The sequence below is a fragment of the Rubrimonas cliftonensis genome (assembly GCF_900107585.1).
In the GTDB taxonomy this organism is placed as follows: domain Bacteria; phylum Pseudomonadota; class Alphaproteobacteria; order Rhodobacterales; family Rhodobacteraceae; genus Rubrimonas; species Rubrimonas cliftonensis.
This window is the reverse complement of the sequence record NZ_FNQM01000001.1, coordinates 209,392-234,003: the sequence shown is the minus strand read 5'-3', so window position 1 is coordinate 234,003 and position 24,612 is coordinate 209,392. Positions and strand designations below refer to the sequence as shown.

Annotated in this window: 18 protein-coding genes; 13 read left to right on the top strand and 5 right to left on the bottom strand. The window is 72.9% G+C overall.

Annotated elements, in window-relative coordinates:
- Nucleotides 1-104 precede the first annotated feature (104 nt).
- The 4 genes from BLW43_RS01020 to BLW43_RS01005 are packed head-to-tail and all read left to right on the top strand — an operon-like array spanning nucleotide 105 to nucleotide 9,070.
- The gene (locus BLW43_RS01020; RefSeq protein WP_093247616.1) at nucleotides 105-1,037 is read left to right on the top strand and encodes a DMT family transporter; all 933 of its coding nucleotides are present in this window, start codon (nucleotides 105-107) and stop codon (nucleotides 1,035-1,037) included.
- A 25-nt stretch (nucleotides 1,038-1,062) separates the two neighbouring features.
- Complete coding sequence (locus BLW43_RS01015) at nucleotides 1,063-2,265, top strand: pyridoxal phosphate-dependent aminotransferase (protein ID WP_093247615.1); 1,203 nt, start codon at nucleotides 1,063-1,065, stop codon at nucleotides 2,263-2,265.
- On the top strand, nucleotides 2,262-4,136 hold the full coding sequence (locus BLW43_RS01010; RefSeq protein WP_093247614.1) for an autotransporter assembly complex protein TamA: 1,875 nt from the start codon (nucleotides 2,262-2,264) through the stop codon (nucleotides 4,134-4,136). Before BLW43_RS01015 ends, BLW43_RS01010 begins: the two co-directional genes overlap by 4 nt.
- A complete protein-coding gene (locus tag BLW43_RS01005; protein ID WP_093247613.1) occupies nucleotides 4,136-9,070 on the top strand; it encodes a translocation/assembly module TamB domain-containing protein in 4,935 nt (1,644 codons plus the stop codon). Before BLW43_RS01010 ends, BLW43_RS01005 begins: the two co-directional genes overlap by 1 nt.
- Nucleotides 9,071-9,236: 166 nt before the next feature.
- Here BLW43_RS01005 and msrA read toward each other — a convergent pair whose 3' ends face one another.
- Complete coding sequence (gene msrA / locus BLW43_RS01000; RefSeq protein WP_093247612.1) at nucleotides 9,237-9,884, bottom strand: peptide-methionine (S)-S-oxide reductase MsrA; 648 nt, start codon at nucleotides 9,882-9,884, stop codon at nucleotides 9,237-9,239.
- Nucleotides 9,885-10,443: 559 nt separating this feature from the next.
- Between msrA and BLW43_RS00995 the strand changes: the two genes are divergently transcribed.
- Nucleotides 10,444-11,505, top strand: coding sequence for an aldose epimerase family protein (locus tag BLW43_RS00995; RefSeq protein ID WP_175478702.1), 1,062 nt, complete (start codon nucleotides 10,444-10,446; stop codon nucleotides 11,503-11,505).
- Nucleotides 11,506-11,521: 16 nt separating this feature from the next.
- Here the strand turns inward: BLW43_RS00995 and ssb are convergent, their stop codons facing one another.
- A complete protein-coding gene (gene ssb / locus BLW43_RS00990) occupies nucleotides 11,522-12,037 on the bottom strand; it encodes a single-stranded DNA-binding protein (RefSeq protein ID WP_093247610.1) in 516 nt (171 codons plus the stop codon).
- A gap of 264 nt (nucleotides 12,038-12,301) precedes the next feature.
- Between ssb and BLW43_RS00985 the strand changes: the two genes are divergently transcribed.
- From BLW43_RS00985 to BLW43_RS00970, 4 genes are all read left to right on the top strand, one after another.
- Nucleotides 12,302-12,823 carry a DUF1269 domain-containing protein gene (locus BLW43_RS00985; protein ID WP_093247609.1) on the top strand — a complete coding sequence of 174 codons (522 nt, stop codon included), beginning with the start codon at nucleotides 12,302-12,304 and terminating at the stop codon, nucleotides 12,821-12,823.
- Between the two features lie 122 nt (nucleotides 12,824-12,945).
- Nucleotides 12,946-13,233 carry a PepSY domain-containing protein gene (locus BLW43_RS00980; RefSeq protein WP_093247608.1) on the top strand — a complete coding sequence of 96 codons (288 nt, stop codon included), beginning with the start codon at nucleotides 12,946-12,948 and terminating at the stop codon, nucleotides 13,231-13,233.
- Nucleotides 13,234-13,245: 12 nt separating this feature from the next.
- Entirely contained in the window at nucleotides 13,246-13,851 is a 606-nt protein-coding gene (locus BLW43_RS00975) for a cytochrome b/b6 domain-containing protein (protein WP_245730866.1), read from the top strand.
- Entirely contained in the window at nucleotides 13,848-14,378 is a 531-nt protein-coding gene (locus BLW43_RS00970; RefSeq protein ID WP_093247606.1) for a helix-turn-helix transcriptional regulator, read from the top strand. The genes BLW43_RS00975 and BLW43_RS00970 overlap by 4 nt, the downstream gene beginning before the upstream one ends.
- 21 nt (nucleotides 14,379-14,399) lie before the next feature.
- Here BLW43_RS00970 and BLW43_RS00965 read toward each other — a convergent pair whose 3' ends face one another.
- The gene (locus BLW43_RS00965; protein WP_175478701.1) at nucleotides 14,400-16,220 is read right to left on the bottom strand and encodes a methyl-accepting chemotaxis protein; all 1,821 of its coding nucleotides are present in this window, start codon (nucleotides 16,218-16,220) and stop codon (nucleotides 14,400-14,402) included.
- A gap of 286 nt (nucleotides 16,221-16,506) precedes the next feature.
- Between BLW43_RS00965 and uvrA the strand changes: the two genes are divergently transcribed.
- The gene (gene uvrA, locus BLW43_RS00960) at nucleotides 16,507-19,386 is read left to right on the top strand and encodes an excinuclease ABC subunit UvrA (RefSeq protein WP_093248148.1); all 2,880 of its coding nucleotides are present in this window, start codon (nucleotides 16,507-16,509) and stop codon (nucleotides 19,384-19,386) included.
- A gap of 208 nt (nucleotides 19,387-19,594) precedes the next feature.
- Nucleotides 19,595-20,200, top strand: coding sequence for a hypothetical protein (locus BLW43_RS00955; RefSeq protein WP_139283946.1), 606 nt, complete (start codon nucleotides 19,595-19,597; stop codon nucleotides 20,198-20,200).
- 145 nt (nucleotides 20,201-20,345) lie between these two features.
- On the opposite strand, the gene BLW43_RS00950 is transcribed toward BLW43_RS00955, so the two are convergent.
- Nucleotides 20,346-21,410, bottom strand: a complete 1,065-nt coding sequence (locus BLW43_RS00950; protein ID WP_093248146.1) for an enoyl-CoA hydratase/isomerase family protein — start codon at nucleotides 21,408-21,410, stop codon at nucleotides 20,346-20,348.
- 91 nt (nucleotides 21,411-21,501) lie between these two features.
- Between BLW43_RS00950 and BLW43_RS00945 the strand changes: the two genes are divergently transcribed.
- Entirely contained in the window at nucleotides 21,502-22,203 is a 702-nt protein-coding gene (locus tag BLW43_RS00945; RefSeq protein ID WP_342741581.1) for a DUF599 domain-containing protein, read from the top strand.
- Between the two features lie 18 nt (nucleotides 22,204-22,221).
- On the opposite strand, the gene BLW43_RS00940 is transcribed toward BLW43_RS00945, so the two are convergent.
- The gene (locus BLW43_RS00940; protein ID WP_093247603.1) at nucleotides 22,222-23,367 is read right to left on the bottom strand and encodes an acyl-CoA dehydrogenase family protein; all 1,146 of its coding nucleotides are present in this window, start codon (nucleotides 23,365-23,367) and stop codon (nucleotides 22,222-22,224) included.
- A 184-nt stretch (nucleotides 23,368-23,551) separates the two neighbouring features.
- Here BLW43_RS00940 and hemB point away from each other — a divergent pair, with 184 nt between their 5' ends.
- The gene (gene hemB / locus BLW43_RS00935; protein WP_093247602.1) at nucleotides 23,552-24,550 is read left to right on the top strand and encodes a porphobilinogen synthase; all 999 of its coding nucleotides are present in this window, start codon (nucleotides 23,552-23,554) and stop codon (nucleotides 24,548-24,550) included.
- Nucleotides 24,551-24,612 lie beyond the last annotated feature (62 nt).

Genomic DNA, 24,612 nt, shown 5'->3' with positions numbered 1-24,612 from the left:
TCCTGTCGCCCCCGGTCGGCCGCCGCGGCAAGATCCGGGTCGCCAGGGCGGCGGCGCGGCGATAGACGGGTCTCCCCGGGGTCGGGCGCTGGGGAGGAACGGGAATGCAGGCGCAGGCGCGCATCACGCGGGGCGCGGCGGTCGAACTGGCGCTGCTCGCCGTGATATGGGGCGCGTCGTTCCTCTCCATCGCCGTGGCGCTGCGCGAGATGGGGCCCCTGACGGCGGTGCTGCACCGCGTCGGGTGGGCTGCGCTGCTGCTCTGGGCGATCGCGCTCTGGCGCGGCGAGCGCCCGCCGGCCGATCCGGCGGCGTGGCTGTCCTTCGCGGTCATGGGGCTGCTCAACAACATCGTCCCCTTCAGCCTCATGGCCTGGGCGCAGACCCATGTCGAGACAGGCCTGGTCTCGATCCTGAACGCCGCGACCGCGGTGTTCGGCGCGGTTGTCGCCGCGGCGATCCTGCCCGACGAGCGGCTGACGCCGCTGCGCGCGGCGGGCGTCGCGGCCGGTTTCGCAGGGGTCGTCGCGATCATCGGCGCGGAGGCGCTCTCGGGGCTCGACCTGCGCAGCCTCGCCCAGGGCGCCGTGGGGCTGGGCGCGCTCAGCTACGCGTTCGCCTCGGTCTGGGCCAAGCTGCGGCTGCGCGGGGTGCCGCCCGCCACCGCCGCGGCCGGGATGCTGACCTGCTCCGCGCTGATGGCGGCGCCGTTGGCGGCGGCCGTCGAGGGCTGGCCGACGCTGGCGCTGTCGCCGCAGGCCTGGGCTGCGGTGGCGTGGTTCGCGGGGCTGGGAACGGCCGCGGCCTACCTGCTCTACTACCGGATCCTGGCGACGGCCGGGGCGGCGAATCTGATGCTCGTGACGCTGCTGATTCCCCCCGTCGCCGTCGCGCTCGGCGCCGTAGCGCTCGGCGAGCGGGTCGGTCCGACTGCGTGGTTTGGCTATATGCTGCTGGGACTTGGCCTCATCCTCATCGACGGTCGCTCGCCCCGGCGCTTGATGCGCGCTCTGAGGAGCCCTAAGCGTCACGGGTGATCCCTTTAACCAAGGCTCGTGCGGTATGGCCTTCCTCTCCGACGCGCTGGCGCGCGTGCAGCCCTCGCCGACGGTGGCCATCACCCAGATGGCGCGGGACCTCAAGGCGCAGGGGCGCGACGTCATCGCGCTTTCCGCCGGCGAACCTGATTTCGACACGCCCGAGCACATCAAGCAGGCCGCGCGCGACGCCATCGACCGCGGCGAGACGAAGTACACCGCGCCCGACGGCATCCCCGAACTCAAGGCCGCGATCTGCGCCAAGTTCGCGCGCGAGAACGGCCTGAGCTACACGCCGGAGGAGGCGATGGTCTCCACCGGCGGCAAGCAGGTGCTTTTCAACGCGCTTGTCGCCACGCTCAACCCCGGCGACGAGGTGATCATCCCCGCGCCCTACTGGGTGAGCTACCCCGACATGACGCGGCTGGCCGGCGGCGAGCCGGTGATCGTTCCGGCCGCCCTGGAGACGGGCTTCAAGCTGACGCCCGCGGCGCTGGGGGCGGCGATCACGCCGCGCACGAAGTGGTTCATCTTCAACTCGCCCTCGAACCCCTCCGGCGCCGGCTATTCGGCGACGGAGCTGAAGGCGCTGACCGACGTGCTCGAACGCCACCCCCATGTCTGGGTGATGACCGACGACATGTACGAGCACATCGCCTATCCGGGCTTCGACTTCGCCACCCCCGCGCAGGTCGCGCCCGCCCTGCGCGACCGAACGCTCACCGTGAACGGCGTCTCCAAGGCCTATGCGATGACCGGCTGGCGCATCGGCTACTGCGCCGGGCCGAAGCGGCTGGTGGATGCGATGCGCAAGGTGCAGACCCAGAGCACCACCAACCCCTGTTCGATCAGCCAGTGGGCGGCGCTCGCGGCGCTCGAAGGCCCGCAGGACTACATCGCGGAGAGCCGCGCCGCCTTCCTGCGGCGGCGCGATCTCGTCGTCGCGGGGCTGAACGCAGCCGACGGCCTCGCCTGCCCCACGCCGGAAGGGGCCTTCTACGTCTATCCGTCCTGCGCCGGGGCGATCGGCAGACGCGCTCCCTCGGGCCGCCCGATCGACGACGACGAGGCGTTCTGCGCCGCCTTGCTGGAGGCGGAGGGCGTCGCGGTCGTGCACGGCGCCGCCTTCGGGCTGAGCCCGCATTTCCGTGTGAGCTACGCCGCCGCGGACGCGGTGCTGGCCGAGGCCTGCGCCCGCATCCAGCGCTTCTGCGCCGGCCTGGCGTGAGCGGGGCGCGGGCCTGCGCCGCGGCGCTCGCCTCGTCGCTGGGGCTCGCCGGCTGCATCGGCGGGACCGACGTCGACCAGCCGCTCACCTTCGAGCAGCCGGAGACCGCGGTCGCCTACGAGGCCGAAGTGACCGGCGCGCCGAACGACGAGATCGACGCGCTGATGCGCCAGTCGCTCGGCATCTTCCGGCGGCAGGAGGCCGGCGCGCAGAGCATCGCCTTCCTGCGCCGCCGCGCCCGCGACGACGTCGCGACGGCCGAGAAGATCCTGCGCTCCTACGGCTGGTTCCAGCCGACCATCGCCGTCGAGGTCGTGTCGCTCGAAGATCCGGGCGACGGCGGCGGCGCCGCGCCCGCGCAGGGCGCCGAAGACGCGTCCGGCCCGATCGCCCGCGCCGTCGTGGCGATCGACGCCGGCCCGCGCTTCACCCTCGCCCGCCACGGCTTCACCCCGCTGGGTGAGGTCGACGGCCCGCCGCTCGAGCTCGACGCCGCGGCGCTCGGCTCGCCGGTCGGCGGTCCGGCGGTCGCGGCCGACATCCTCGCCGCGGAGAGCGCCGCGGTGACCAGGCTGCGCAACGAGGGCCGGCCCTATGTCGAGGCGCGCGGCCGCGACGCGGTGGCCGACCTTGAGCGCCACGAGATCGAGGTCGACACGTCCATCGCGCCCGGCCCCTACTACGTCTTCGGCGCTCCGCGCTTCGAGGGGCTGGAGCAGGTCGACGAGGCGTATCTGCGCACCTACCAGAACTGGGAGCCGGGGGAGCCCTACGACGCCCGCAAGCTGCGGGAGTTCCAGCAGGCCCTGGTGGAGACGCAGCTTTTCGACGCGATCTCCGCCGCCCCCCCCGAAACGCCGCCCGAAGGCGACGCCGCGCCGGTCCTCGTCCGGGCCGAGGAAGGGCCGCGGCGCACGGTGACCGCGGGCGCCCGCTACGACACCGACGCGGGCCCGGCGGTCCGCGGCTCCTACGAGCACCGCAACCTGTTCGGCGCAAATGAGACGATCCGCGCCGAGGCGCTCGCCGGGCTGGAGGAGCAGAATCTCGAGCTGCGCTACAAGGAGCCGCAGTACCTCCGCCCCGGACAGGACTTCGTCGCCGGCTTCGGCCTGAACCACACCGACGACGACGCCTTCGAGGAATACGCCGTCAAGCTCACCGCCGGCCTAGAACGGGAGCTCAGCGACACATGGCGCGTCGGCGCCGGCGGCTTGCTGCAGGCGAGCCTGATCGACGACGGGACGACCGAGAAGCGCTTCCTGCTCGCCGGCCTGCCGGCCTTCGCGAACTACGACGGCAGCGACGATCCGCTGAACCCCAGCGAGGGCGCACGCCTCAACATCGGCTTCACGCCGTTCACCGGCTACGCCGATGAGGGGCCGCGCCCCGTGTTCATGCGCTTCGACGGCAGCGGCTCGGTCTATCAGGCGCTCGATTCCGACGCCCGCCACGTCCTCGCCGCCCGCGCGCGGCTCGGCTCCATCGTCGCGGCGGACGACGAGGGCGTGCCCGCCAGCCAGCGGCTGTTCTCCGGCGGCGGCGGCTCGGTGCGCGGCTACGGCGAGCGCGACATCGGCCCGCTCGACGCCGACGGAGACCCGACGGGGGGCCTCTCGGTCGCCGAACTAGGGGTCGAGCTGCGCTCCGTCGTCTGGGGCCCCGTCGGCGCGGCGCTCTTTGCGGAGGCGGGCACGGTGAGCGACGCCCAGTGGCCGGACTTCGACGAAGGCGTGCAGTTCGCGGCCGGCGCCGGCGTGCGCTACCTCTCGCCGGTCGGGCCGATACGGCTCGACGTCGGCGTGCCGCTGAATCCGCGCGACCGCGACGACGCCTTCCAGATCTACATCTCCATTGGACAGGCCTACTGATGCGCGCGCTGCTGCTCGCCCTGTGCCTGGCGCTCGCGCCCCTGCCCGGCCCGGCGCAGCTCTCGATCTTCGGCGTGGGCGAGTCGCTGGTGCAGTTCGCGCTGCGCCAGATCTCCAGCGAGGGCTTCACGGTCGAGGCGCGCGGGATCGAGGACGGCGAGGACGGCGCGGCCGAACTCGTCGGCGTCACCGTCGCGGACCGGCGCGGCGTCTGGCTGGAGATCGAGGGCGTGACGCTGACATGGCGCGTCTCGCGCATCCTGCTCGGCGAGCTGGAGATCGACCGCCTTTCCGCGCGTGGCGTGCGGGTGCTGCGGGCGCCCGAGCCCGAGCCGACGCCTGCGCAGGAGGAGCCCGACGCGGAGACGGCGCAACCCTTCGCCTGGCCGCGCGCCCCCATCGCGACCCGCGTGAACGTCATGGACCTGCGCCGGGTCGAGATCTCGCCAGGCGTCGTCGCCGCGCAGGGGATGCGCTTCGACGCCCGCGGGAACGCGCGCGACGAGGGCGACGAGCAGGCCGTCGCTCTCTACGTCAACCGCACCGACGACGTGTTCGGCTCCATCGCGCTCGACTACCTGCGCGATTTCTCCACGGGTGAGCTGAGGCTCGATCTCGCCGCCGACGAGGCCGCCGGCGGGCTGGTGGCGGAGCTCGCGGGCTTTCCCGACGACAGCGCCACGCGCGTCGACCTGGAGGCGCGCGGCCCGCTCACGGACTGGCGGCTGCGCTTCGACGCCGAGACAGACCGCGTCTATCGCGCGACCGGCGCGGCGACCGTCGTCGTCGGCCCGCCGTTCAGCGTCGACGCGACCGCCGAACTGCGCCCCGGCCCCGCCGCGCCGCCGGCCGTCGCCGCTGCGCTGGGCGAGACGGCGACCCTGCGCGCGCGCGCCAGCGAGAACGCGGACGGCGTGATCGAGATCGCCGAGGGCAGGATCACGGCGCCGGAACTCTCGGTCGTCGTGGACGGAACCTTCGCCCGGGAGACCGGCGCGGTGCAGGCCGACGTCTCGCTTGAGGCCGGCGCCGGCCTCTCGGCGCTGGTCGAGCAGGTCGCGTTCGAGCGCGTCGCCTTCGAGGGCGCCGTCAGCGGCGCGCTCGCCGCGCTGCGCGCCCAGGGCGCGCTCTCGCTCGACGGGCTGCGGACCGCGCCGGTGGACCTCGCGGCCGCCCGGCTGGCTGCGGACCTGACGCTGACGGGGGCCGCCGCCCCTTCCCCCGAAGGCTTCTCGGCGGCGTTCGACGTCTCCGGCGAGACCGCCGGGCTCAGGCTCGACCGCATCCGGCCCGAAACTCTCGGCGACGCGACGCTGCTGGCGCGCGGGCGGCTCGACGACGTTGGCCTGACGCTCGACGCCCTGCGCCTCGCCGCCCCGGCGCTGACCGCCGAGGCCTCCGGCCGGCTTCCCGCCGCCGACGCCCCCGCCCCGCTGGCGGACGACGCCGACCGCCTCGACTACACGCTCGCGATCCCCGACCTCGCGCCGCTCGCCGCCTCCTATGACGTCGACGCCGCCGGCGCGCTCGCGGCGCAGGGCCGCGTCACCGGCGCGCTCTCCGCGCCCCGCATCGACGGCGCGCTCACGCTCGACGGACTCGCCTTTGCCGGCGAACCCTATGGCCGCGTGGCGCTGGAGCACGGCGTCTCCTTCGGCGAGGCGCTCGCCGGTCAGGCGTCGCTGACCGCGGAGGGATCGCGCTTCGGCCCCGCCGCGGCGTCGGCGGGCTTCTCGCTGCGCGACGCGCGGCTCGACCTCTCAGACATCAGCCTCGACGCGCTCGGCGCCGAGGTCCGCGGTGCGTTGCGGGTCGATCTGGAACGCACGCTGGCGCAGGGCGTGATCACCGCCGAACTCGCCGATCTCGCGCCGCTGAGCCGTCTCGCGGGCCGGCCGGCGACGGGCGCGGCGTCCCTCACGGCGACGCTGACCCCGGCGGCCGGCAGGCAGGACGCCGCGCTGACGGGCGTGGTCGAAGGCCTCTCGGTCGCCGACGCGCGGATCGAGCGGCTTGCGCTGGACCTTTCCGCCGCCGACGCCTTCGGACCCGGCGCCGCCGTCTCCGGAACGCTCGACGCGGCCGGCGTGGCGGCGGCCGGGGCCGCGATCGGCTCGCTGACCGCCGAGATCTCGGGCGAGGATCTTCAGGGCGCCGCGCTCGGCGCGCTCTCCGCCACCGCTCGCGACGTGCGCTACGCGGCCGCCGACGCCTCCCTCGCCGAAGTCATGCTCAGCGCCGAGGGCCGCGACCTGATCGCGGCGCCCAAGGTCGAGGGAACCCTCGCCGCGCGCGACGTCGCCGGGGCGGGCGCAGCGCTGGCGCGGCTCGCGGGCGAGTTCTCGGTCGACGACCCTATGGGCGGGGGCCCCGCGAAGATCGCGCTGACGGCGGAGGACTTCGCCTATCCGGCCGCCGAGGCGACGGTCGCGCGCCTGACGCTGACCGCCGACGGCGCCGACCTGATCGAGGCGCCCTCCGGCTCGGCGCTGCTGCGCGCTGAGACGGTGGCCGGCGCCGGCGCCACGCTCGACGGCCTGACGCTGGGCGTCGTCGCGGACGACCTGACCGGCGAGGGCGGCGCCGACGTCAGCCTGCTCGCGCGCGAGATCGCCTACCCCGCCGCCGAGGCCCGCGTCGCCTCCGTCAGCCTTGGGGGCCGGGTCGACCGCCCGTTCGGCGACCCGGCGGCGTCCTTCAGGCTCACGGCGCTGGATGTCGCGGGCGCCGGCGCGCGGGTCGCGCGGATCGAGGCGCAGGGCCTCGGCTCGGGGCTGCTGAGCGCGCCGCAGGGCCGCATCGACGCCACGCTGTCCGCGCCCGGTTTCGGCGACGCGGCGAGCCGGGAGGCCCGGCTGACGGCGGCGGTGACCCAGGCCGACGGCGCGGCCCGGCTCGCCGCGACGCTCGACGCCGAGCCCATCGCCGCGGGCGGCGCGCGCATCGGCGCCGTCTCGGTCGCCGCGACGGTGGACGACGCCCTGGGCGAGACGCCGCGCATCGACGCGAAGGCGCGGGCCGGCGCGACCAGCGCCGGCCCGGCGCGGCTCGACGCGATCGAGGCCGCCGTCTCCGGCGCGCTGGCCGATCTCGCCGTCTCGCTCGATGCCAAGGGCGCGCTGGAGGACGGCCGCGCCCTGTCGCTGACCGCCCGCGCCGGGGTGGACGCCGCCGCGCCGGCGCCGCAGATCACCGTGACGCGCCTCGTCGCCCGGCTCGACGAGGCCGAGGCAGCGCTGCGCCGCCCCCTGCGCATCAGCGCGGGCGCCCCGCTCACCGTTCAGGGGCTCGACCTCGGCCTGCCCGGCGGCGCGCTGACCGGCGAGGTGACGGCGCATGAGGGCGGGCTCGCGGGGCGGCTCGGCCTCGATTTCGCGGATCTGACGCCGCTTGCCCGCCTCGCCGAGGCCCCGCTCGGCTCGGGTTCGCTGGAGGCCGACGCCCGCTTCGACACCCGCCCCGGCTCCGCCGCCGCGACCGTCGCCGCGGCGATGCGCGGCCTGCGCCTGCTCGGCGAGCAGTCCGACGCCGGCGCCTTCGACGCGACGCTCGACGCCCGCTGGACCGGCTCGCGGCTGACGTCCGAGACGGTGCTGCGGGGCCCGTTCAATCAGCCGGTCACCCTCACCGCCTCCACGCCGCTGCGGCTTTCCGGCGGCGCGCCCGCCTTCGCGCCGGGCCTGCCCGTGGAGGGACGGCTGACCTGGAACGGCCGCATCGGCGATCTCTGGGCGCTCGTGCCCGCCGCCGACCATGTGCTTGACGGCGACGTGGCCATCGACCTCGGCTTCAGCGGACCGGCGGCGGCGCCCGCGCTGCTTGGCCGGGTCTCGCTCGCCGACGGCCAGTATCAGAACCTGGAGACCGGCACGATCCTCACCCACATGACCCTCGACGGCCATGCGGTCGAGAACGGCGGCTTCACGGTGGACCTCGACGCCGAGGACGGCTCCGGCAACCCGCTTGCGCTGAACGCCGAGATCGCCGGGGGCCAGCTTCGGGCGCAGATCGACGCGACGCGCGCCGTGCTCGTGCGCCGCGACGACGCCACCGCGGCGATAAGTCTCGACATCGCCGCCGTCGGCCCCCTCGCGGGGCCCGACATCTCCGGCGACGTGACCATCGACGCGGCCGAGGTGCGCCTCGTGAACGCGACGCCGCCCTCGGTCGCCGATCTCGGCCCGGTGCGCATCAAGGGACAGCCCGCGCCGGAACCGGAGGCGCCTGCGGGCGAGGACATCGCGCTCGACATCCGCATCAGGGGAGATCGCGACATCTTCGTGCGCGGGCGCGGACTGACCAGCGAATGGCGCGTCGCGCTCGACGTCGGCGGCGCCGCTTCGGCCCCGATCGTGACGGGAGAGATCGAGCGCATCCGCGGCGAACTGGTGCTGGTCGGCGCCGTCTTCGACTTCACGCGAGGTCTGATCCGCTTCAGCGGCGGCCAGCCGATCGACCCTTCGCTCGACATAGCGCTGCTGCGCGAGGCGGAGGACGTGACCGGCGGCGTGGTGGTGCGCGGCTACGCCTCCGACCCCCAGATCAGCTTCGAGTCGACGCCCGCCCTGCCCGAGGACGAGGTGCTGCCGCGGGTGCTGTTCAACAAGTCGCAGCAGTCGCTGACGGCGGGCGAGTCGCTCCAGCTCGCCGCGGGCCTCGCGACGCTGCTCGACGGCTCTGGCGGCTTTCTCGACCGGGTGCGCGCGACCGCCGGCGTCGACGTGCTGGCGGTGGAGGGCATCGGCGAGAACACCTCCGTCACCGTCGGCAAGAACCTCGGCGAGGGCGTGTTCGTCGGCGCCAAGCAGCCGCTCGACGGCGGGCCGACCCGCGCGACGGTGGAGATCGAGGTGTTCGACAACGTGACCGTCGACAGCGAGGTGGGCGCCGAGGGCGGCTCCTCCTTCGGCCTGAACTGGAAGAAGGACTTCTAGCGCATCTTCCCAATCGACTGGCGCCGCCAGCGACCAGCAAACCGCGACAGGGCGACGGCGCAGTGCGGCGAACCCTGTCGGGTCGAACGCCGCTTCGGGCCCCGCCCGGGCAGGCCATGCGACGCGGACGCCCCCCGCCTCGGCGGCGTCCGCGACGGCGGGGCGGTCAGGCCGGCGCGCCCACCGGGCAGCTCACGCCCGTGCCGCCGACGCCGCAGTAGCCGCCGGGGTTCTTCGCCAGATACTGCTGGTGATAGTCCTCGGCGTAGTAGAACGGCGGAGCGTCGAGGATCTCGGTCGTGATTTCGCCATGGCCCGCCGCCTTCAGCCGCGCCGCATAGGCCGCGCGGGACGCCTCGGCCGCCATGCGCTGGCTTGCGTCATGGACATAGAGCCCGGAGCGGTACTGCGTGCCGACGTCGGTGCCCTGCCGCATCCCCTGTGTCGGGTCATGGCCCTCCCAGAAGACGCGCAGCAGCGCCTCGTAGGGCAGCTCGGCGGGGTCGAAGACGATGTGGACGACCTCGTTGTGCCCGGTGCGCCCCGAGCAGACCTCCTTGTAGGTCGGGTTCGGCGTCGGCCCGCCCGCGTAGCCGACGGCCGTCACCCACACGCCGGGCAGCTTCCAGAACATCCGCTCGACACCCCAGAAGCAGCCCATGCCGACCATCGCCTCGGCCATGCCCTCGGGATACGGTCCATTGAGCGGGCGCCCGAGCACGAAATGCGTCTCGGCGGTGGGGATCGGCTCGGCGCGTCCCGGCAGCGCGTCGGCGGCGCTCGGGATGGTCGCGGGCTTGCGCATGAAGAACATCGGCTGGCCTCCTGTCTGTCGGCGTGGATATGGGCGCCAGCGCCGCGGAAGTCGACGCCGTTCCTCCGCGAAGCGCCGAACTCGCTGCTCAGCGGGCCGCGAACGCGCCCGCGTCGCTGTCGGCATGGTCGCGGCCGGGCCGCAGGGTGCGGAGCCTTAGACCGAGGACGGCTCGACCTGCGACGACGGCGTGAAGCTCCCGCCGTCCTGCCGGCTAGAACCGTCGCCCGTCGGCCGCCGCCCGTCGCCGATGAAGGCCTTGAGCGGGGTCAGTTCGTACGTCTATTGCGAGGACGGGACCAAGGGCGAGCCCCTCCGCCGCGACATCCTCGACAGCGGGCGCGGCGGTGTCATCATGATCCATCGGGAAGCTGCGCTCATGCCCCTGCCCTGGATCGCCGAGAGGATCTTTCGCGGCCGCGAGCGCACCCGTGGCGCGCCGTCGACCGGGAGGAGCCCCATTCCGAGACTGCGCGCCGGCTCGCCCGCTTCGTCGAACTGGCGCCCGCGGGCGCGGTGGGAGCTGGCGCCGGCGGGCGCCCGATTAAAGGACCGAGCCATGACCGCGCACATGATCGACCACGGCGACGGGCTGATGGAGGCGCGGCTGGAGCATGGCGACGCCCTGGCGTCGATCCTCAACCTCGGCTGCGTGCTGCGCGACTGGCGCGCGCCGCTCGGCGGCAGGCTCGCGCCCGCCGTGCTCGGCTACGCCGACCCGCGCGCCTATCGCGGCGACGGCCGGTGGTTCGGCGCTGTCGTGGGCCGCGTCGCGAACCGCATCGCCCATGGCCGCTTCAGGCTGGAGGGTCGGGACCATGCCCTGCCGCTCAACGACGGCCCGCACCACCTCCATGGCGGGCCGGACGGACTGTCGCGCCGGCTCTGGGCGATGGAGACCGACGACGCAGCCAGCGCGGTGCGCCTCTCGCTGGTCTCACCGGACGGCGACCAGGGTTATCCCGGCGCCCTGGCGCTCTCGGTGGACATCGCGCTCGGGCGCGACGGGCTGACCTACGCCATGGCGGCCGAGGCCGACCGGCCGACGCCGGTCAACCTCGCACAGCACGCCTACTACAATCTCGGGCCCGGCGACGTGCGGCGCCATGTGCTCCGCGTCGACGCCGCCGCCTACACGCCGACCGGGGCGGACCTGATCCCGACCGGCGAGGTCGCCCCCGTCGCTGGCACGCGCTTCGACTTCCGACGGCCCCGCGCGCTGGCGGAGGCGGACCCGGAAGGCGCCGGTCACGACGTCAACCTCGCACTCGATCCGGCGCGCGACACGGGCGAGCCCGCCGCCGAGGCCTGGGCCCCCGGCGGCCTGCGCCTGCGGCTGTGGACCGACCAGCCTGGGCTTCAGGTCTATGACGGCGCAGGTATCGGCGAGGTCGCCGGCGGTCTCGACGGCGCCCGCCACAGTGCTTTCGGGGGACTGTGCCTCGAGGCCCAGGGCTTTCCAGACAGCCCCAACCGCCCCGGCTTCCCGTCGATCATCCACGGCCCCGGAGCGCCCTACCGCCAGCGTCTGCGCCTCGCGCTTGACCCCGCGCCGGCCGCTGCCGAGACCGACGGCGCTTGGAAAGGCCGGCCCGAGCAGGGCGAGGCCGCGCCGGCCTGAACCTCAGCGGCTGCGCTCAGAACGGGATCTCGTCGTCCAGATCGGCGCCGAAGGCGCCGCGATCCCCGCCGCGATCCCCGCCCCTGTCGCCGCCGCGACCGCCGCCGCCCGTGCCGCCGCGCTCGTCCATCGGATCGGAGGGGCCGGACATGCGGCCCATGCCGCCGCCCTCGCCCTCGCCGCGGCCGTCGAGCATGGTCAGCGTAGAGGTGTAGGGCCGCAGCACGACCTCGGTGGAGTAGCGGTCCTGCCCGCTCTGGTCCTGCCACTTCCGCGTCTCGAGCTGGCCCTCGACATAGACCTTCGAGCCCTTGCGCAGATACTGCTCGGCGACGCGCACCAGCGGCTCGGAGAAGATCGCGACCGAGTGCCACTCGGTGCGCTCCTTGCGCTCGCCGCTGGCCTTGTCGCGCCACTGCTCCGAGGTGGCGATGCGCAGGTTACAGACCTTGCCGCCGTTCTGGAAGCTGCGCACCTCCGGGTCGCGCCCGAGATTGCCGATCAGGATCACCTTGTTGACGCTTCCGGCCATGTCCGAGCCCCCGCTTGTCCGACGCCGTCGGCCCCGGCGGCGGGATTCGTCCCGCCGGCCGCCGACTGTCGGACCCTACGGCGCATGGGGCGGGCGCGCCAAGGGGCCCCGGGCGCGCCGCCACGCCAATCCGGCCTCATCTGCGACCGTCTTGCGACTAGTCGATTGCAGGCTCTTGAAGTTTGCGCGCCGCGCCCTCGGTCCGGTTGAAAATCGCCGTCCCATCGCTTTGGTGAGTCCGACCGTTCCAGAAGGAGACAGGACATGGCCGATCTCGTCGCCGTCGCGTTCGACGACCCCGCCGACGCCTTCGCGCTGCGCGCGGAGCTGGCGAAGCTTCAGAAGGACTACCTCATCGACATGGAGGACGCCGTCGTGGTCACCCATGAGGAAGGCGGCAAGGTGCGGCTGCACCAGCCGGTGAACCTTACCGCGGCCGGGGCGCTCGGCGGCACGATGTGGGGCGCGCTCGTCGGCCTCATTTTCCTCAATCCGCTGCTCGGCGCGGTGGTCGGCGCCGGCGCCGGCGCCGTCTCGGGCTGGCTGACCGACATCGGCGTCGACGATGCGCGGATGAAGGAGATGGGCGAGGCGCTGCCCGAGGGCGGCGCGGCGCTTTTCGTGCTCGTCCGGAAGTTCACCGGCGACAAGCTGCTGGAGCGGCTGGAGGCCTGGCGCGAGAAGGGCCGCGTCATCCAGACCTCGCTCAGCGAGGAGCAGGAGCAGCGCCTGCGCGCCCTCGTGGAGAAGGCCGAAGAGAGCCGGATCGCCCCGCCGGCGGCGTAAGCGCGCGCTTACGCGGGGCGCGATAAGCCCTCCGCCAATGGAGCGGCGGCGGCTGCGCGACGAGATGGGGAGGGCCGGAGCGACAGTCGCGTCCGGCCTGACCCTATCGAAAGGAACGCGCCATGCGCACCCTCGTCCTCGCCGCCGTCCTCGCCGCTCCCCTGCTCGCCGGCCCGCTGCTGACCGGCCCGGTTCTCGCCCAGCAGACCGCGACGCCCCTCTCCGTCGACGCCGAACTCGGCGCCTCCGCCGACGCCGTCCGCGCCGCGCTGACGGCCATGGGCTACGAGGTCCGCAAGATCGAGACCGAGGACGGCAAGATCGAGGCCTACGTCGTCAAGGGCGACGAGAAGGCCGAGCTCTACGTCAGCCCCGCCTCGGGCCGCGTCACCAAGATCGAGCGCAAGTGAGGGGGGCGCGCCATGTCCTCCATGGAGATCGATGAAGCCGGGCGCGAAAGCGCCCGCCAACCCCAGCCCGACCCGGCGCTTCCCGCCCGCGTGATCGACGTTTGGGACCCGCTGGTCAGGCTGATCCACTGGAGCCTCGCGCTCGCCATCCTGCTCGACGGCTTCGTGCTGGAGGAGAACCTGCTCCATGAATGGGTCGGCTACGCCGCGCTGGGGCTGGTGGCGGTGCGGCTGGTCTGGGGCGTCGTCGGCTCCGCGCCGGCGCGCTTCTCGGCCTTCCCGCCCTCCCCGGCCGCGGCGTTCCGGCACCTACGGGCGATCCTGAGCGGCGACCGTTCGGCGCACCTGTCGCACAACCCGCTCGGCGCGTTGATGGCGTATAACCTGTGGCTGAGCGTTCTGGCGGTCTGCGCGACGGGGGTGATGATGACGACGACGGCCTGGTTCGGCGTCGAGTGGGTGGAGGAGGCGCATGAGGCCGCCTTCGCCTGGGTCATGGCGTCGGTGGCGCTGCACCTGATCGGCGTCGCGCTCGACACCCGCCGCACCGGCGTCGGGCTGGTCCGCGCCATGGTCGACGGCAGGAAGAGCGTGCCGGCTGGCGTGCGGGTCGAATGAAGCTTCCGCGCCTCATCGCGATCACCGGCGAGCGGCGGGCCTGGGCGCTCGCCGCCGTCATCCTCGTGCAGGGCCTCTGCGCGCTGTTCTTCGCCGCCGACGTCGCCTTCGACTTCACCGAGCGCGGCGCGTCGGGGTCGGCGCATCTCGCGCTCGAGGCGGTCGCCGCAGCCGCGCTCGCGGCCGGCACCCTGTTCTTGATGGCCGAACTCCGCCGCCTGCTGACGCGGCAGGAGGCGCTGCGGCGCGGCGTGATGGCGGCGCGCGGCGAGATGGCCGAGGTGATCGACGGCTTCTTCGACCGCTGGCGCCTGACGCCGGCGGAGCGCGACGTGGCGCTGATGGCGCTTAAGGGCCTCGACAACGACGCCATCGCCGAGGTGCGCGGCGCGGCCGCCGGCACCGTGAGAGCCCAATGCGCCCGGGTCTACGCCAAGGCCGGCGTGGACAGCCGCGCCCAGCTCATGAGCGTCTTCATCGAGGAGTTGCTGGCCGAGCCGCTCTCGCGCGAGCGCGGAAAGGCCTGACGACCGCCTCTCAGGTGCGGCTCAGGCCGCACGCCGCGCCGCGTTCGCGCCAAAAGCGCTCAGCGGCCGATAGCCGATCCGCAGGCCGCCCCAGTGCCGGCCGCGCACGACGATCGGGGCGCTGATGTCCTTCATGGTGACGAAGTCGCCGCCGCCCATGTCGCGCCGGTAGGCCTGGATCGTCACCGGCGCCGTCGAGCGGCCGGCCGCCAACCCTACGCGGTCCTGGAAGAAGCGCCGGTTGCGGCTCTGAGCGGCGTTCTTCACCGGGTCCGACCCCTGCGGCGCGGAGAACTTGCGGTTGTGCGTCGGCAGGAAGCCGTCGAGGTTCACGGCGGCGGAGAACGCCACATGCTCGCCGAGCGCCAGCGCCCCTTCCAGCACCGGCGGCAGCACCGCATCGGTAAAGGGCACGAACGGCGTCATGAACTGCTGCGGATTGGAGCCCTCGATCGGCGTGTAGTCGCGGCTGAACAGGGCCTCCATCGTGATGCGGCCGCTCGCGAGGCCCTCTTCGAAAAGGCGCCCGATCTCGGCGGCGCGGCTCCGCACCGCTTCCTCCATGCTGTCGTCGCGCAGCAGCACGCCCTCCAGGCGGCGGCGCAGCCCGCCAGCCGCAGTCTCCAATTCCTCGGCCGCGACGCCGGTGCGCCGGGCGATGGATCCGACGCGCCCGGCCGCGCCGCCTGCGGCGCCGAGCCGCGCCAGCGTGTCTTGCAGCGCGTCGTTCTGCGCCGCGCAGGCTGCGTGGATGTCCTGCGCCGAGCCGGTTACGGCCCCGGCGTCCTCGTCGATGCGCCGGAGAAACTCGACGCAGTCTTGGATGCGCTTCACCGCTGCGTCCACCGCCTCATTGTTCTGCGCGATCTTGGCCTCGATGTCGTGCGAGGCCTTCGCGGCCCGTCCCGCGAGCGCCTGGATCTCCGCCGCGACGATGGAGAAGCCGCGGCCCGACTCGCCGGCGCGCGCCGCTTCGACGGCGGCGTTGACGCCGAGCAGCTTGGTTTGCTGCGCGATCATCCCGGTCATCTCCAGCAGCGCGCCGATCTCCCGCGAGCGTTTCACGAGATCCCCTATGGCGGTTCGCGCGGCGTCCGCCCCGGTCTTCGCGCGGTTCGCCGCCTCCAGGGCGCGGCGGGCGGCGGCGTCGCCGGCGTCGGCGTTTCGGGCCACGCACGACACCGCGTCGCGCAGCGCCTCGCTCGCCGCCCGCGCCCCGTCCAGCGCGCCGGTCTGCTCGTCGATGGCGCCGGTCAGCGCCACGGCGTCGCCGCTGAGGGCGTGCGACTGCGCGTTCATGTCGGCAGCGGCGCCCTGCACCGCCGCAAATATGTCGCGCAGGTTGGACGAGACGCCGTTCAGAGCCCGCAGCAAGGTGTCGTAGCCGCCCTGATGGGCGCGCGAGGCGGTCACTGACAGGTCTCCGCCGGAAAGCAGGTCGGCCAGCGCCATGGCCTCGTCCACGGCGCTCTGCGCCGCCTCCAACGCCCGGTTAACGGCCTCCGCGCCCGGCGCCGAGACCCTTTCCGCGAACCGGCCGCCGGCGACGAGCGCCGCGGCCTCGCCCAGGGCGCGCATCTCATCGCCGGTGGCGGCGGGCTCGGCCGTCGGCTCAGCGTCGACGTCGGGCTCCGTCGTCCGTTCCGCCGGCGCCGGGATCCCGGGTTCGCTCGCGGCGGGCGCGAGACATGCGCAGGCAGCCGCGGCGCAGCTCAGAAGCGCCGCCGCCGCCGCCGCCGCCATGGGCGGGACGAGGCCGAAAGCCGCCGCTGCGGCGGCGATGACGGCGAACCCGCCGCATGACGCCGCAAGCAAGCTGCGCGAGAAAAGTGAGGCTGGCATGAACCCACCTTCGCAACCCCTGGACAAGTTCGGAACTACCCCGAGGATCGTCAACGGACATATAACGCGCGGGGTTCCCCCTGCGTCACGGACGACCATCGTGGCGATCGCCGCCGCCCTGGGCGGCTTTCCGGCCTCGGCCCGCGTCACTTGCGTCGATGCGCCCAGGAAACGACGCCTCGTCCGTCGGCGGCCGACACTCTCGCCGCCAGCCCTCGCCGCAGGCGCTCCCCGCCGCTATGTAGCGGGATTGATCGGCAGGAGGCGGCGGATGGCTGACGGACGCATTCCCGAGCGGCGGTATCTCTCGGTCCGCGGCGCGCGGGCCCACAACCTCAAGAGCATCGACGTGGACATCCCGCGCGACGCGCTCACCGTCGTCACCGGGCTCTCCGGTTCGGGCAAGTCTTCGCTCGCCTTCGACACCATCTACGCCGAGGGACAGCGTCGCTACGTCGAGTCGCTCTCGGCCTACGCTCGCCAGTTTCTTCAGATGATGCAGAAGCCGGACGTCGACCATATCGAGGGCCTGTCGCCGGCCATCGCCATCGAGCAGAAGACCACCAGCCGCAACCCGCGCTCCACCGTCGGCACCGTCACCGAGGTTTACGACTACCTGCGCCTGCTCTACGCCCGCGTCGGCACGCCCCATTCGCCCGCCACCGGCCTGCCGATCGAGGCGCAGCAGATCTCCGAGATGGTCGACCGCGTCATGGCGATGCCCGAAGGCTCCCGCGCCTACCTGCTCGCCCCCTTCGTGCGCGACCGCAAGGGCGCCTACGCCAAGGAGTTCGTGGACCTGCGCAAGCAGGGCTTCCAGCGCGTGAAGGTCAACGGCGAATTCCTCGACCTCGACGAGGCGCCGGTCCTCGACAAGAAGCTGCGCCACGACATCGACGTGGTGGTGGACCGCATCGTGGTGCGCGAGGGGCTGGAGACGCGGCTGGCCGACAGCTTCGCCACCGCGCTGAAGCTCGCCGACGGCATCGCCATCATCGAAACCGCGCCGGCCGCCGACGACGAGGGGAACACGCCCGAGCCCGAGCGCTTCACCTTCTCGGAGAAGTTCGCCTGCCCCGTCTCAGGCTTCACCATCGCAGAGATCGAGCCGCGCCTGTTCTCCTTCAACGCCCCCTTCGGCGCCTGCCCGGCCTGCGACGGGCTCGGCGCCGAGCTCTACTTCGACGAGCGCCTCGTCGTGCCCGATGACGGCCTCTCGCTCGGCCAGGGGGCGCTGGCGCCGTGGTCCAAGACCAAGACGCCCTATTTCCGCCAGACCATCGACGCCATCGCGAAGCACTACGGCTTCAAGACCAGCACGCCCTGGCGCAAGCTGCCGCCCTTCGCGCAGCAGGTGATGCTGCACGGCTCGGGCGAGGACGAGATCCGCTTCCGCTACGACGATGGCGGCCGGGTCTACGAGGTCGTGCGCGGCTTCGAGGGCGTGATCCCGAACATGGAGCGCCGCTACCGCGAGACCGACAGCGCCTGGGTTCGCGAGGAGTTCGAGCGCTACCAGGCCAAGCGCGCCTGCGGCGCCTGCGGCGGCTACCGCCTCAAGGAGCAGGCGCTCGCGGTGAAGATCGGCGGCCGCCACATCGGCCAGGTCACGGAGATGGCCATCCGCGAGGCGCTGGACTGGGTGCGGGACGCCCCCAACCACCTCACGAAGCAGAAGAACGAGATCGCGACGGCCATCCTCAAGGAGATCCGCGAGAGGCTCGGCTTCCTCGTCAACGTCGGGCTCGACTATCTCACCCTCGCCCGCAACGCCGGCACGCTCTCGGGCGGCGAGAGCCAGCGCATCCGCCTCGCGTCGCAGATCGGCAGCGGCTTGACGGGCGTGCTTTATGTTCTGGACGAGCCGAGCATCGGCCTGCACCAGCGCGACAACGACCGCCTGCTCACCTCGCTCAAGGGCCTGCGCGACCAGGGCAACACGGTGCTGGTCGTCGAGCACGACGAGGAGGCGATCCGCGAGGCCGACCATGTGCTCGACATCGGCCCCGGCGCCGGCGTCCACGGCGGTCAGGTGATCGCGAGCGGAACCCCGGCCGACATCGCCGCCTGCCCCGCCTCGATCACCGGCGCCTACCTGCGCGGCGACCGCGAGATCGCGACGCCCTTCGAGCGGCGCAAGGGCAATGGAAAGCACGTCCGGGTGGTGAACGCCACAGGCAACAACCTGACGGGCGTGACCGAGAGCATCCCCCTGGGCGTCTTCACCTGCATCACCGGCGTCTCGGGGGGCGGCAAGTCCACCTTCACCATCGAGACGCTCTACAAGACCGCCGCGATGCGCCTCAACGGCGCCCGCGAGACGCCGGCGCCCTGCGACCGGATCGAAGGCTTCGAGCACCTCGACAAGGTCATCGACATCGACCAGTCGCCGATCGGCCGCACGCCGCGCTCCAACCCCGCCACCTACACCGGCGCCTTCGGCCCGATCCGCGACTGGTTCGCCGGGCTGCCCGAGGCCAAGACCCGCGGCTACCAGCCTGGCCGCTTCAGCTTCAACGTGAAGGGCGGGCGCTGCGAGGCTTGCCAGGGCGACGGCGTCATCAAGATCGAGATGCACTTCCTCCCCGACGTCTATGTGGAGTGCGAGACCTGCAAGGGCGCCCGCTACAACCGCGAGACGCTGGAGGTTCTCTACAAGGGCAAGAGCATAGCGCAGGTTCTCGACATGACGGTGGAGGACGGCGTGGGCTTCTTCGAGGCGATCCCCTCGATCCGCGACAAGCTGGCGACGCTGGAGCGGGTGGGCCTCGGCTACATCAAGATCGGCCAGCAGGCGACCACGCTCTCGGGCGGCGAGGCGCAGCGCGTGAAGCTGTCCAAGGAGCTGAGCAAGCGCGCGACGGGGCGCACGCTATACATCCTCGACGAGCCGACCACCGGCCTGCACTTCGAGGACGTGAAGAAGCTGCTGGAAGTGCTTCATGAACTGGTCGAAACCGGCAACACGGTCGTCGTGATCGAGCACAATCTCGACGTGATCAAGACCGCCGACTGGCTGATCGACTTCGGGCCGGAGGGCGGCGACGGCGGCGGCCGCATCGTCGCCACCGGCACGCCGGAGGATGTCGCCGCCGCGCCCGACAGCCATACGGGGCGCTACCTGCGCCCGATGCTCGCCCGCGCCGGCCGCATCGCGGCGGAGTAGCGCCGGCCCGGCCTGCGCTGACGTCAGCGCCGCCCGCCGAGCGCCCACCCCCGAGCGCAGCCGCGGGCAAGGGACGGACGCCGCCGCCGGCGCCCGCTTTTCAGCCCGTGGTGACGCCCGTCACCGCGCGCCGGGCGCGGGTCTGGCAGGGATGGTCCGCATGAGCCGCGGCGCTTCCGGCGCCGCCCTGAGCGAAAGGACGCGAGCCATGCCCAAGGCCCTGTCGGACCAAGACTGCGAAGCCCTCGGCGAGAAGATCCTCGACTTCCTCTCGATGGCGGACGAAGCCGGCAAGACGTACGATCCGCGCATCGTCAAGCTTCAGCGCGCCTATGACACCTTCGAGCCCGGCTCCAACACCACCGACGTGCTGGCGGAATGCGTCGCGGCGGCGGCGGCGTTCAGGCCCGCCTGGGGCGCGGAGCTCAGCGCGATCATCGCCATCAACATCCGCCGCCACAACTACCCGACGTCGTTCCAGGTGGCCGCCCGCAACAAGGCGCAGGCCGACGTCGCGACCGCCGCCGCCCTGCCGCTGGCGGGCAGTCTCGGGCCGGTCCCGGCATGGACATGCCCCGGCGCCGGCACGCTGGCCCATCCGGCGCATCGCGCGCCGGTGAACGCCGCCTCCATCGACCATGTCGTGCCGGTGGTCGACCACTGGAACAGCGCTGGCCGCTTCACCGACAAGGCGACGCGCGCCGCCTGGTGCCATGACACGCTCAACCATGTGACGCTCTGCGGTCCCTGCAACAGCGCCAAGAGCGCGGCGGCGACCTACATCATCGTCACCGGGCCGAACTACAGCAACTGAACGGGCCATCTCAGGCCAGGCGCGGCCCCGACCCGCGCCCACCGGGCGGGGGCGCGAGTCCCGCGAGGCGGCGGCGCGGCGGTGCTGTCGCCCCGACCCAGGACCGCGGTCGGCGGCGGCGCGCCGACGGCGCAACGCCGTCGCCTCAGTCCAGCGCCAGCTCCTCGCCCGCCGGCGCCGGCGCGAAGGCGCCCGCCACATGGGCGTCGTCCGCTTCAGCCAGCGCAGACGGCCGCCAGCGGGGCGCGGCGTCCTTGTCGATCACAACGGCGCGCACGCCTTCGTAGAAGTCGGGCGACACCATGCAGAATCGCGCCAGCCGGTATTCCAGCGCCATGCAGGCCGCGAAATCAAGCGCCCGCCCCTCCCGCAACTGCCGGAACGCGATCCGCGTCGAGCTGGGGGACTTCGCGCGGATCGCCGCCGCCTGCTCCGCCGCCCATTCCCCGCCGTCGCCGTCGAGCGCCGCCAGCACCGCCTCGACGCCGCCGCCGGAGAACAGCCGGTCGATGTCGGCGCGCAGCCGCGGCAGGTTCGCCGGGCCGGGGTCGGCGGCGAAGGGCGCCAGCGCCGCGTCCACCGCCGCCAGCCCCGCCGAGAGATCCGCCGCCGCCAGCGCCTCCACAGCCGCCGCCTGCGCGGCGGAGGGCACATGCAGGTCGCACAGGCCCGCCGCTCCCGCGTCCGCCGCCTTCAGCCGCGCGCCGGTCAGCCCCAGCCACATCCCCGTCTCGCCCGGCAGCCGCGGCAGGAACCATGTCGCGCCGACGTCGGGAAACAGGCCGATCCCGGTCTCGGGCATCGCGAACAGCGTCGCGTCGCCCGAGACGCGCCGCGCGCCGTGGATCGAGACGCCGACGCCGCCGCCCATCACGATCCCGTCCATGAAGGCGACATAGGGCTTCTGGTAGCGATGGATCAGCGCGTTAAGCCGGTATTCGTCGGCGTAGAAGCGCCAGTTGCGCGCGCCGTCCCGCGCGGGGTCGCCGCGTCCCGCTTCCCACAGCGCGCGCACGTCGCCGCCGGCGCAGAACGCCCGCTCCCCGGCGCCGACGATCGCCACCGCCTGCACGCCCGCGTCGTCGCGCCAGTCGCGCAGCCGCGCGTCCAGCGCCAGCGCCATGGCGTGCGTCAGCGCGTTCAGCGCCTTCGGCCGGTTGAGCGTGACGAGCCCAAGCCCCCCGCGCCGCTCGAAGATGATGTCGTCCATGCGCGCCTCCCCCGCCCTGCGATAGGCGAGCGCGCGCCCGAAAGCAAAGCTCCGCTGGCGCGCCGCCGCCGCCTCGCTAGAGTGGCGCGCCATGGAGATGACGCTCAGGGATGCGCTCGCGCTGCTGACGCCCTACGACCTCGCGGCCGTGGCGTTCCTGCTGCTGACGGCGGGCGTGCTGGGCTGGCGCATCGAGCATCCGGGCCCCCGCCGCCCCTCGGTCGCGGTGCTGATGGAGACCTACCGGCGGGAGTGGATGCGCCAGTTCATCCGCCGCGAACAGAAGATCTTCGACGCAACGATCCTCGCCGGCCTGCGCGAGGGCGCCGCCTTCTTCGCCTCCACCACGCTGATCGCGGTCGGCGGCGCGCTGGCGCTGATCGGCAACCCGGCGCCGCTGGAGGAGGCCGCCGAGGGCCTCGCCGGCGCCGGCGCGCCGCTTCTGCTGTGGCGGATGAAGCTGGCGCTGGTCGTGCTGTTTCTGGCGCACGCCTTCCTGCGCTTCGTCTGGTCCACCCGCGTCTTCGCCTACAGCGCAGTCGCGATGGCCTCGGTCCCGCTCGACCCGGAGGACCCCTGCGCCCTGCCCCGCGCCGACATGGCCGCGGCCCTGAACATCCGCGCCGCCCACAACTTCAACCGCGGCCTGCGCTCGCTCTATTTCGCGCTGGCCGCTCTGGGCTGGCTGGTCGGGCCTTGGGGGCTGGCGGCCGCGACCGTCGCCGTCGGCTGGCTCGTCTGGTCGCGGGAGTTCCTCTCCGCCCCCCACGCGGCGCTCAAGGACTGCAAGTAGCCGTGGCCTGCGCGCCGCTCAGGCGGCGTCGAGCAGCTTGCGGCTGATGATGACGCGCATGATGTCGTTGGCGCCTTCGAGGATGCGATGCACGCGCAGGTCGCGCAGCCGCTGTTCGACGCCGTAATCGGCTATGTAGCCGTATCCGCCGAAGAGTTGCAGCGCCTCGTCGACGATCTCGAAACAGGCGTCGGTCGCGAAGCGCTTGGCCATCGCCGAGCGTTTAGTCGCCTCCGGGTCGCCCCGGTCGAGCGCGTCCGCCGCGGCCCACGTCATCAGCCGCGAGGCCTCCAGCGCGGTGGCCATGTCGGCGAGCCTGAACTGCACGGCCTGCAGCGCGCTGAGGGGCTTGCCGAACGCGACGCGCTCCTTCACATGCGCGGTCGCGGCCTCCAGCGCCCAGGCCGCGCCGCCAAGCGAACAGGCGGCGATGTTGATGCGCCCGCCGTCGAGCCCCGCCATGGCGTAGCGGAAGCCGTGGCCCTCCGGCCCGAGCCGGTTCTCCGCCGGCACCCGGCAGTCGTCGAAGGAGACGGTGGCGGTCGGCTGACTGTTCCAGCCCATCTTGCGCTCCGGCGCGCCGAAGCTCATCCCCGGCGTCCCCTTCTCCACCAGCAGGCATGAGATGCCCTTCGGCCCCGCCTCGCCCGTGCGACACATCACGGCGTAGAGGTTCGAGGCGCCCGCGCCGGAGATGAACGCCTTGGCGCCATTCAGGACGTAGCCGCTGTCGCCATCCGCCCGCGCCGTCGTCCTGAGCGCCGCCGCGTCCGAGCCCGAGCCCGGCTCGGTCAGGCAGTAGCTCGCCACCGTCTCCATGGCGCAGAGCGCGGGCAGCCAGCGCGCCTTCTGCTCGGGGTCGCCGTAGCGGTCGATCATCCCGGCGACCATGTTGTGGATCGTGAGGAACGCCGAGGTCGAGACGCACCCCCTCGCGAGCCCCTCGAATATCAGCGCCCCGTCCAGCCGCCCGAGGCCAGAGCCGCCGTGCTCAGGGTCCACGAACACGCCCGCGAGGCCCAGCGCGGCGGCCCCTCGCATCACGTCGAGGGGAAAATGCGCCGTCCGGTCCCATTCGCCCGTGCAGGGGGCGAGCCTCTCCGCGGCGAAGGCGTCGACCATGGCGACGATCTGCGCCTGCTCCTCGCTCAGCGTGAAATCCATGCCGCATCCTCTTCGACGGGCGCGAATCCGCCCTGCGCCTCCGCAGACAACCTTCCGCGAAACGCGGGGGCGCGGGAAGCGGCCAGGGCGCGACGCCTCGTTCGCCACGCGCCCTCCAGCCGCGGCGATCTGTCTTTTCGCCGCGGGGGGCGCGGCGTGGCATCGATGGAAGCGGAGGAACGCCATGCCGCCCATCACCGCCGCCTATCCGCACGCCCGCCCCCGCCGCCTTCGTCAGGCGCCCTGGGCGCGTCGCATGGTCCGCGAGACGACGCTGACCGCCGACGACCTGATCTGGCCGATCTTCATCATCGAAGGGAAGGACCGGTCCGAACCGGTGCAGTCCATGCCCGGCGTGGAGCGCCTCACCATCGACCGCGCCGTGCGCGCCGCCGAAGACGCGGCGAAGCTCGGCATCTCGGCCATCGAACTGTTCCCCTACACCGAGGAGAGCCTGAAGACCGCGACCTGCGAGGAGGCGTGGAACCCCGAGAACCTCGTCAACCGCGCCACCCGCGCCATCAAGAAGGCTGTGCCGGAGATCGGCGTGATGCTCGACGTCGCGCTCGACCCCTACAACCTCGACGGCCATGACGGGCTTGTGATCGACGGCAAGGTGGCCAACGACCCGTCGCTGGAATGTCTCGTGCGCCAGACGCTCGCGCAGGCGGAGGCCGGCGCGGACATCCTCGGCCCGTCCGACATGATGGACGGCCGGGTGGCGGCGATGCGCGGCGCGCTAGAGGGCGCCGGTTTCCATGACGTCCTCATCATGAGCTACGCGGCGAAATACGCCTCCTGCTTCTTCTCCCCGTTCCGCGAGGCGGTGGGCTCGGGCGGGGCGCTGAAGGGCGACAAGAAGACCTACCAGATGGACCCCGGCAACAGCGACGAGGCGCTGCGCGAGACCGCGATGGACCTCGCCGAGGGCTCGGACATGGTGATGGTCAAGCCGGGCCTGCCCTATCTCGACATCATCCGGCGGCTGAAGCAGGAATTCGCCTGCCCGGTCTTCGCCTACAACGTCTCCGGCGAGTATTCGATGATCAAGGCCGCCGCCGCGAACGGCTGGCTCGACGGCGAGCGGGCGATGATGGAGAGCCTGCAGTGCCTCAAGCGCGCCGGCTGCGACGGCATCCTCACCTATTTCGCCCCGGAGGCGGCGCGCGCGCTGAAAGCCTGAAGCGGGGAAGCGGGCTGAAAAACCGCCCGGCGCGCCTAACTCTGGAGCAGACGCCGAACCGG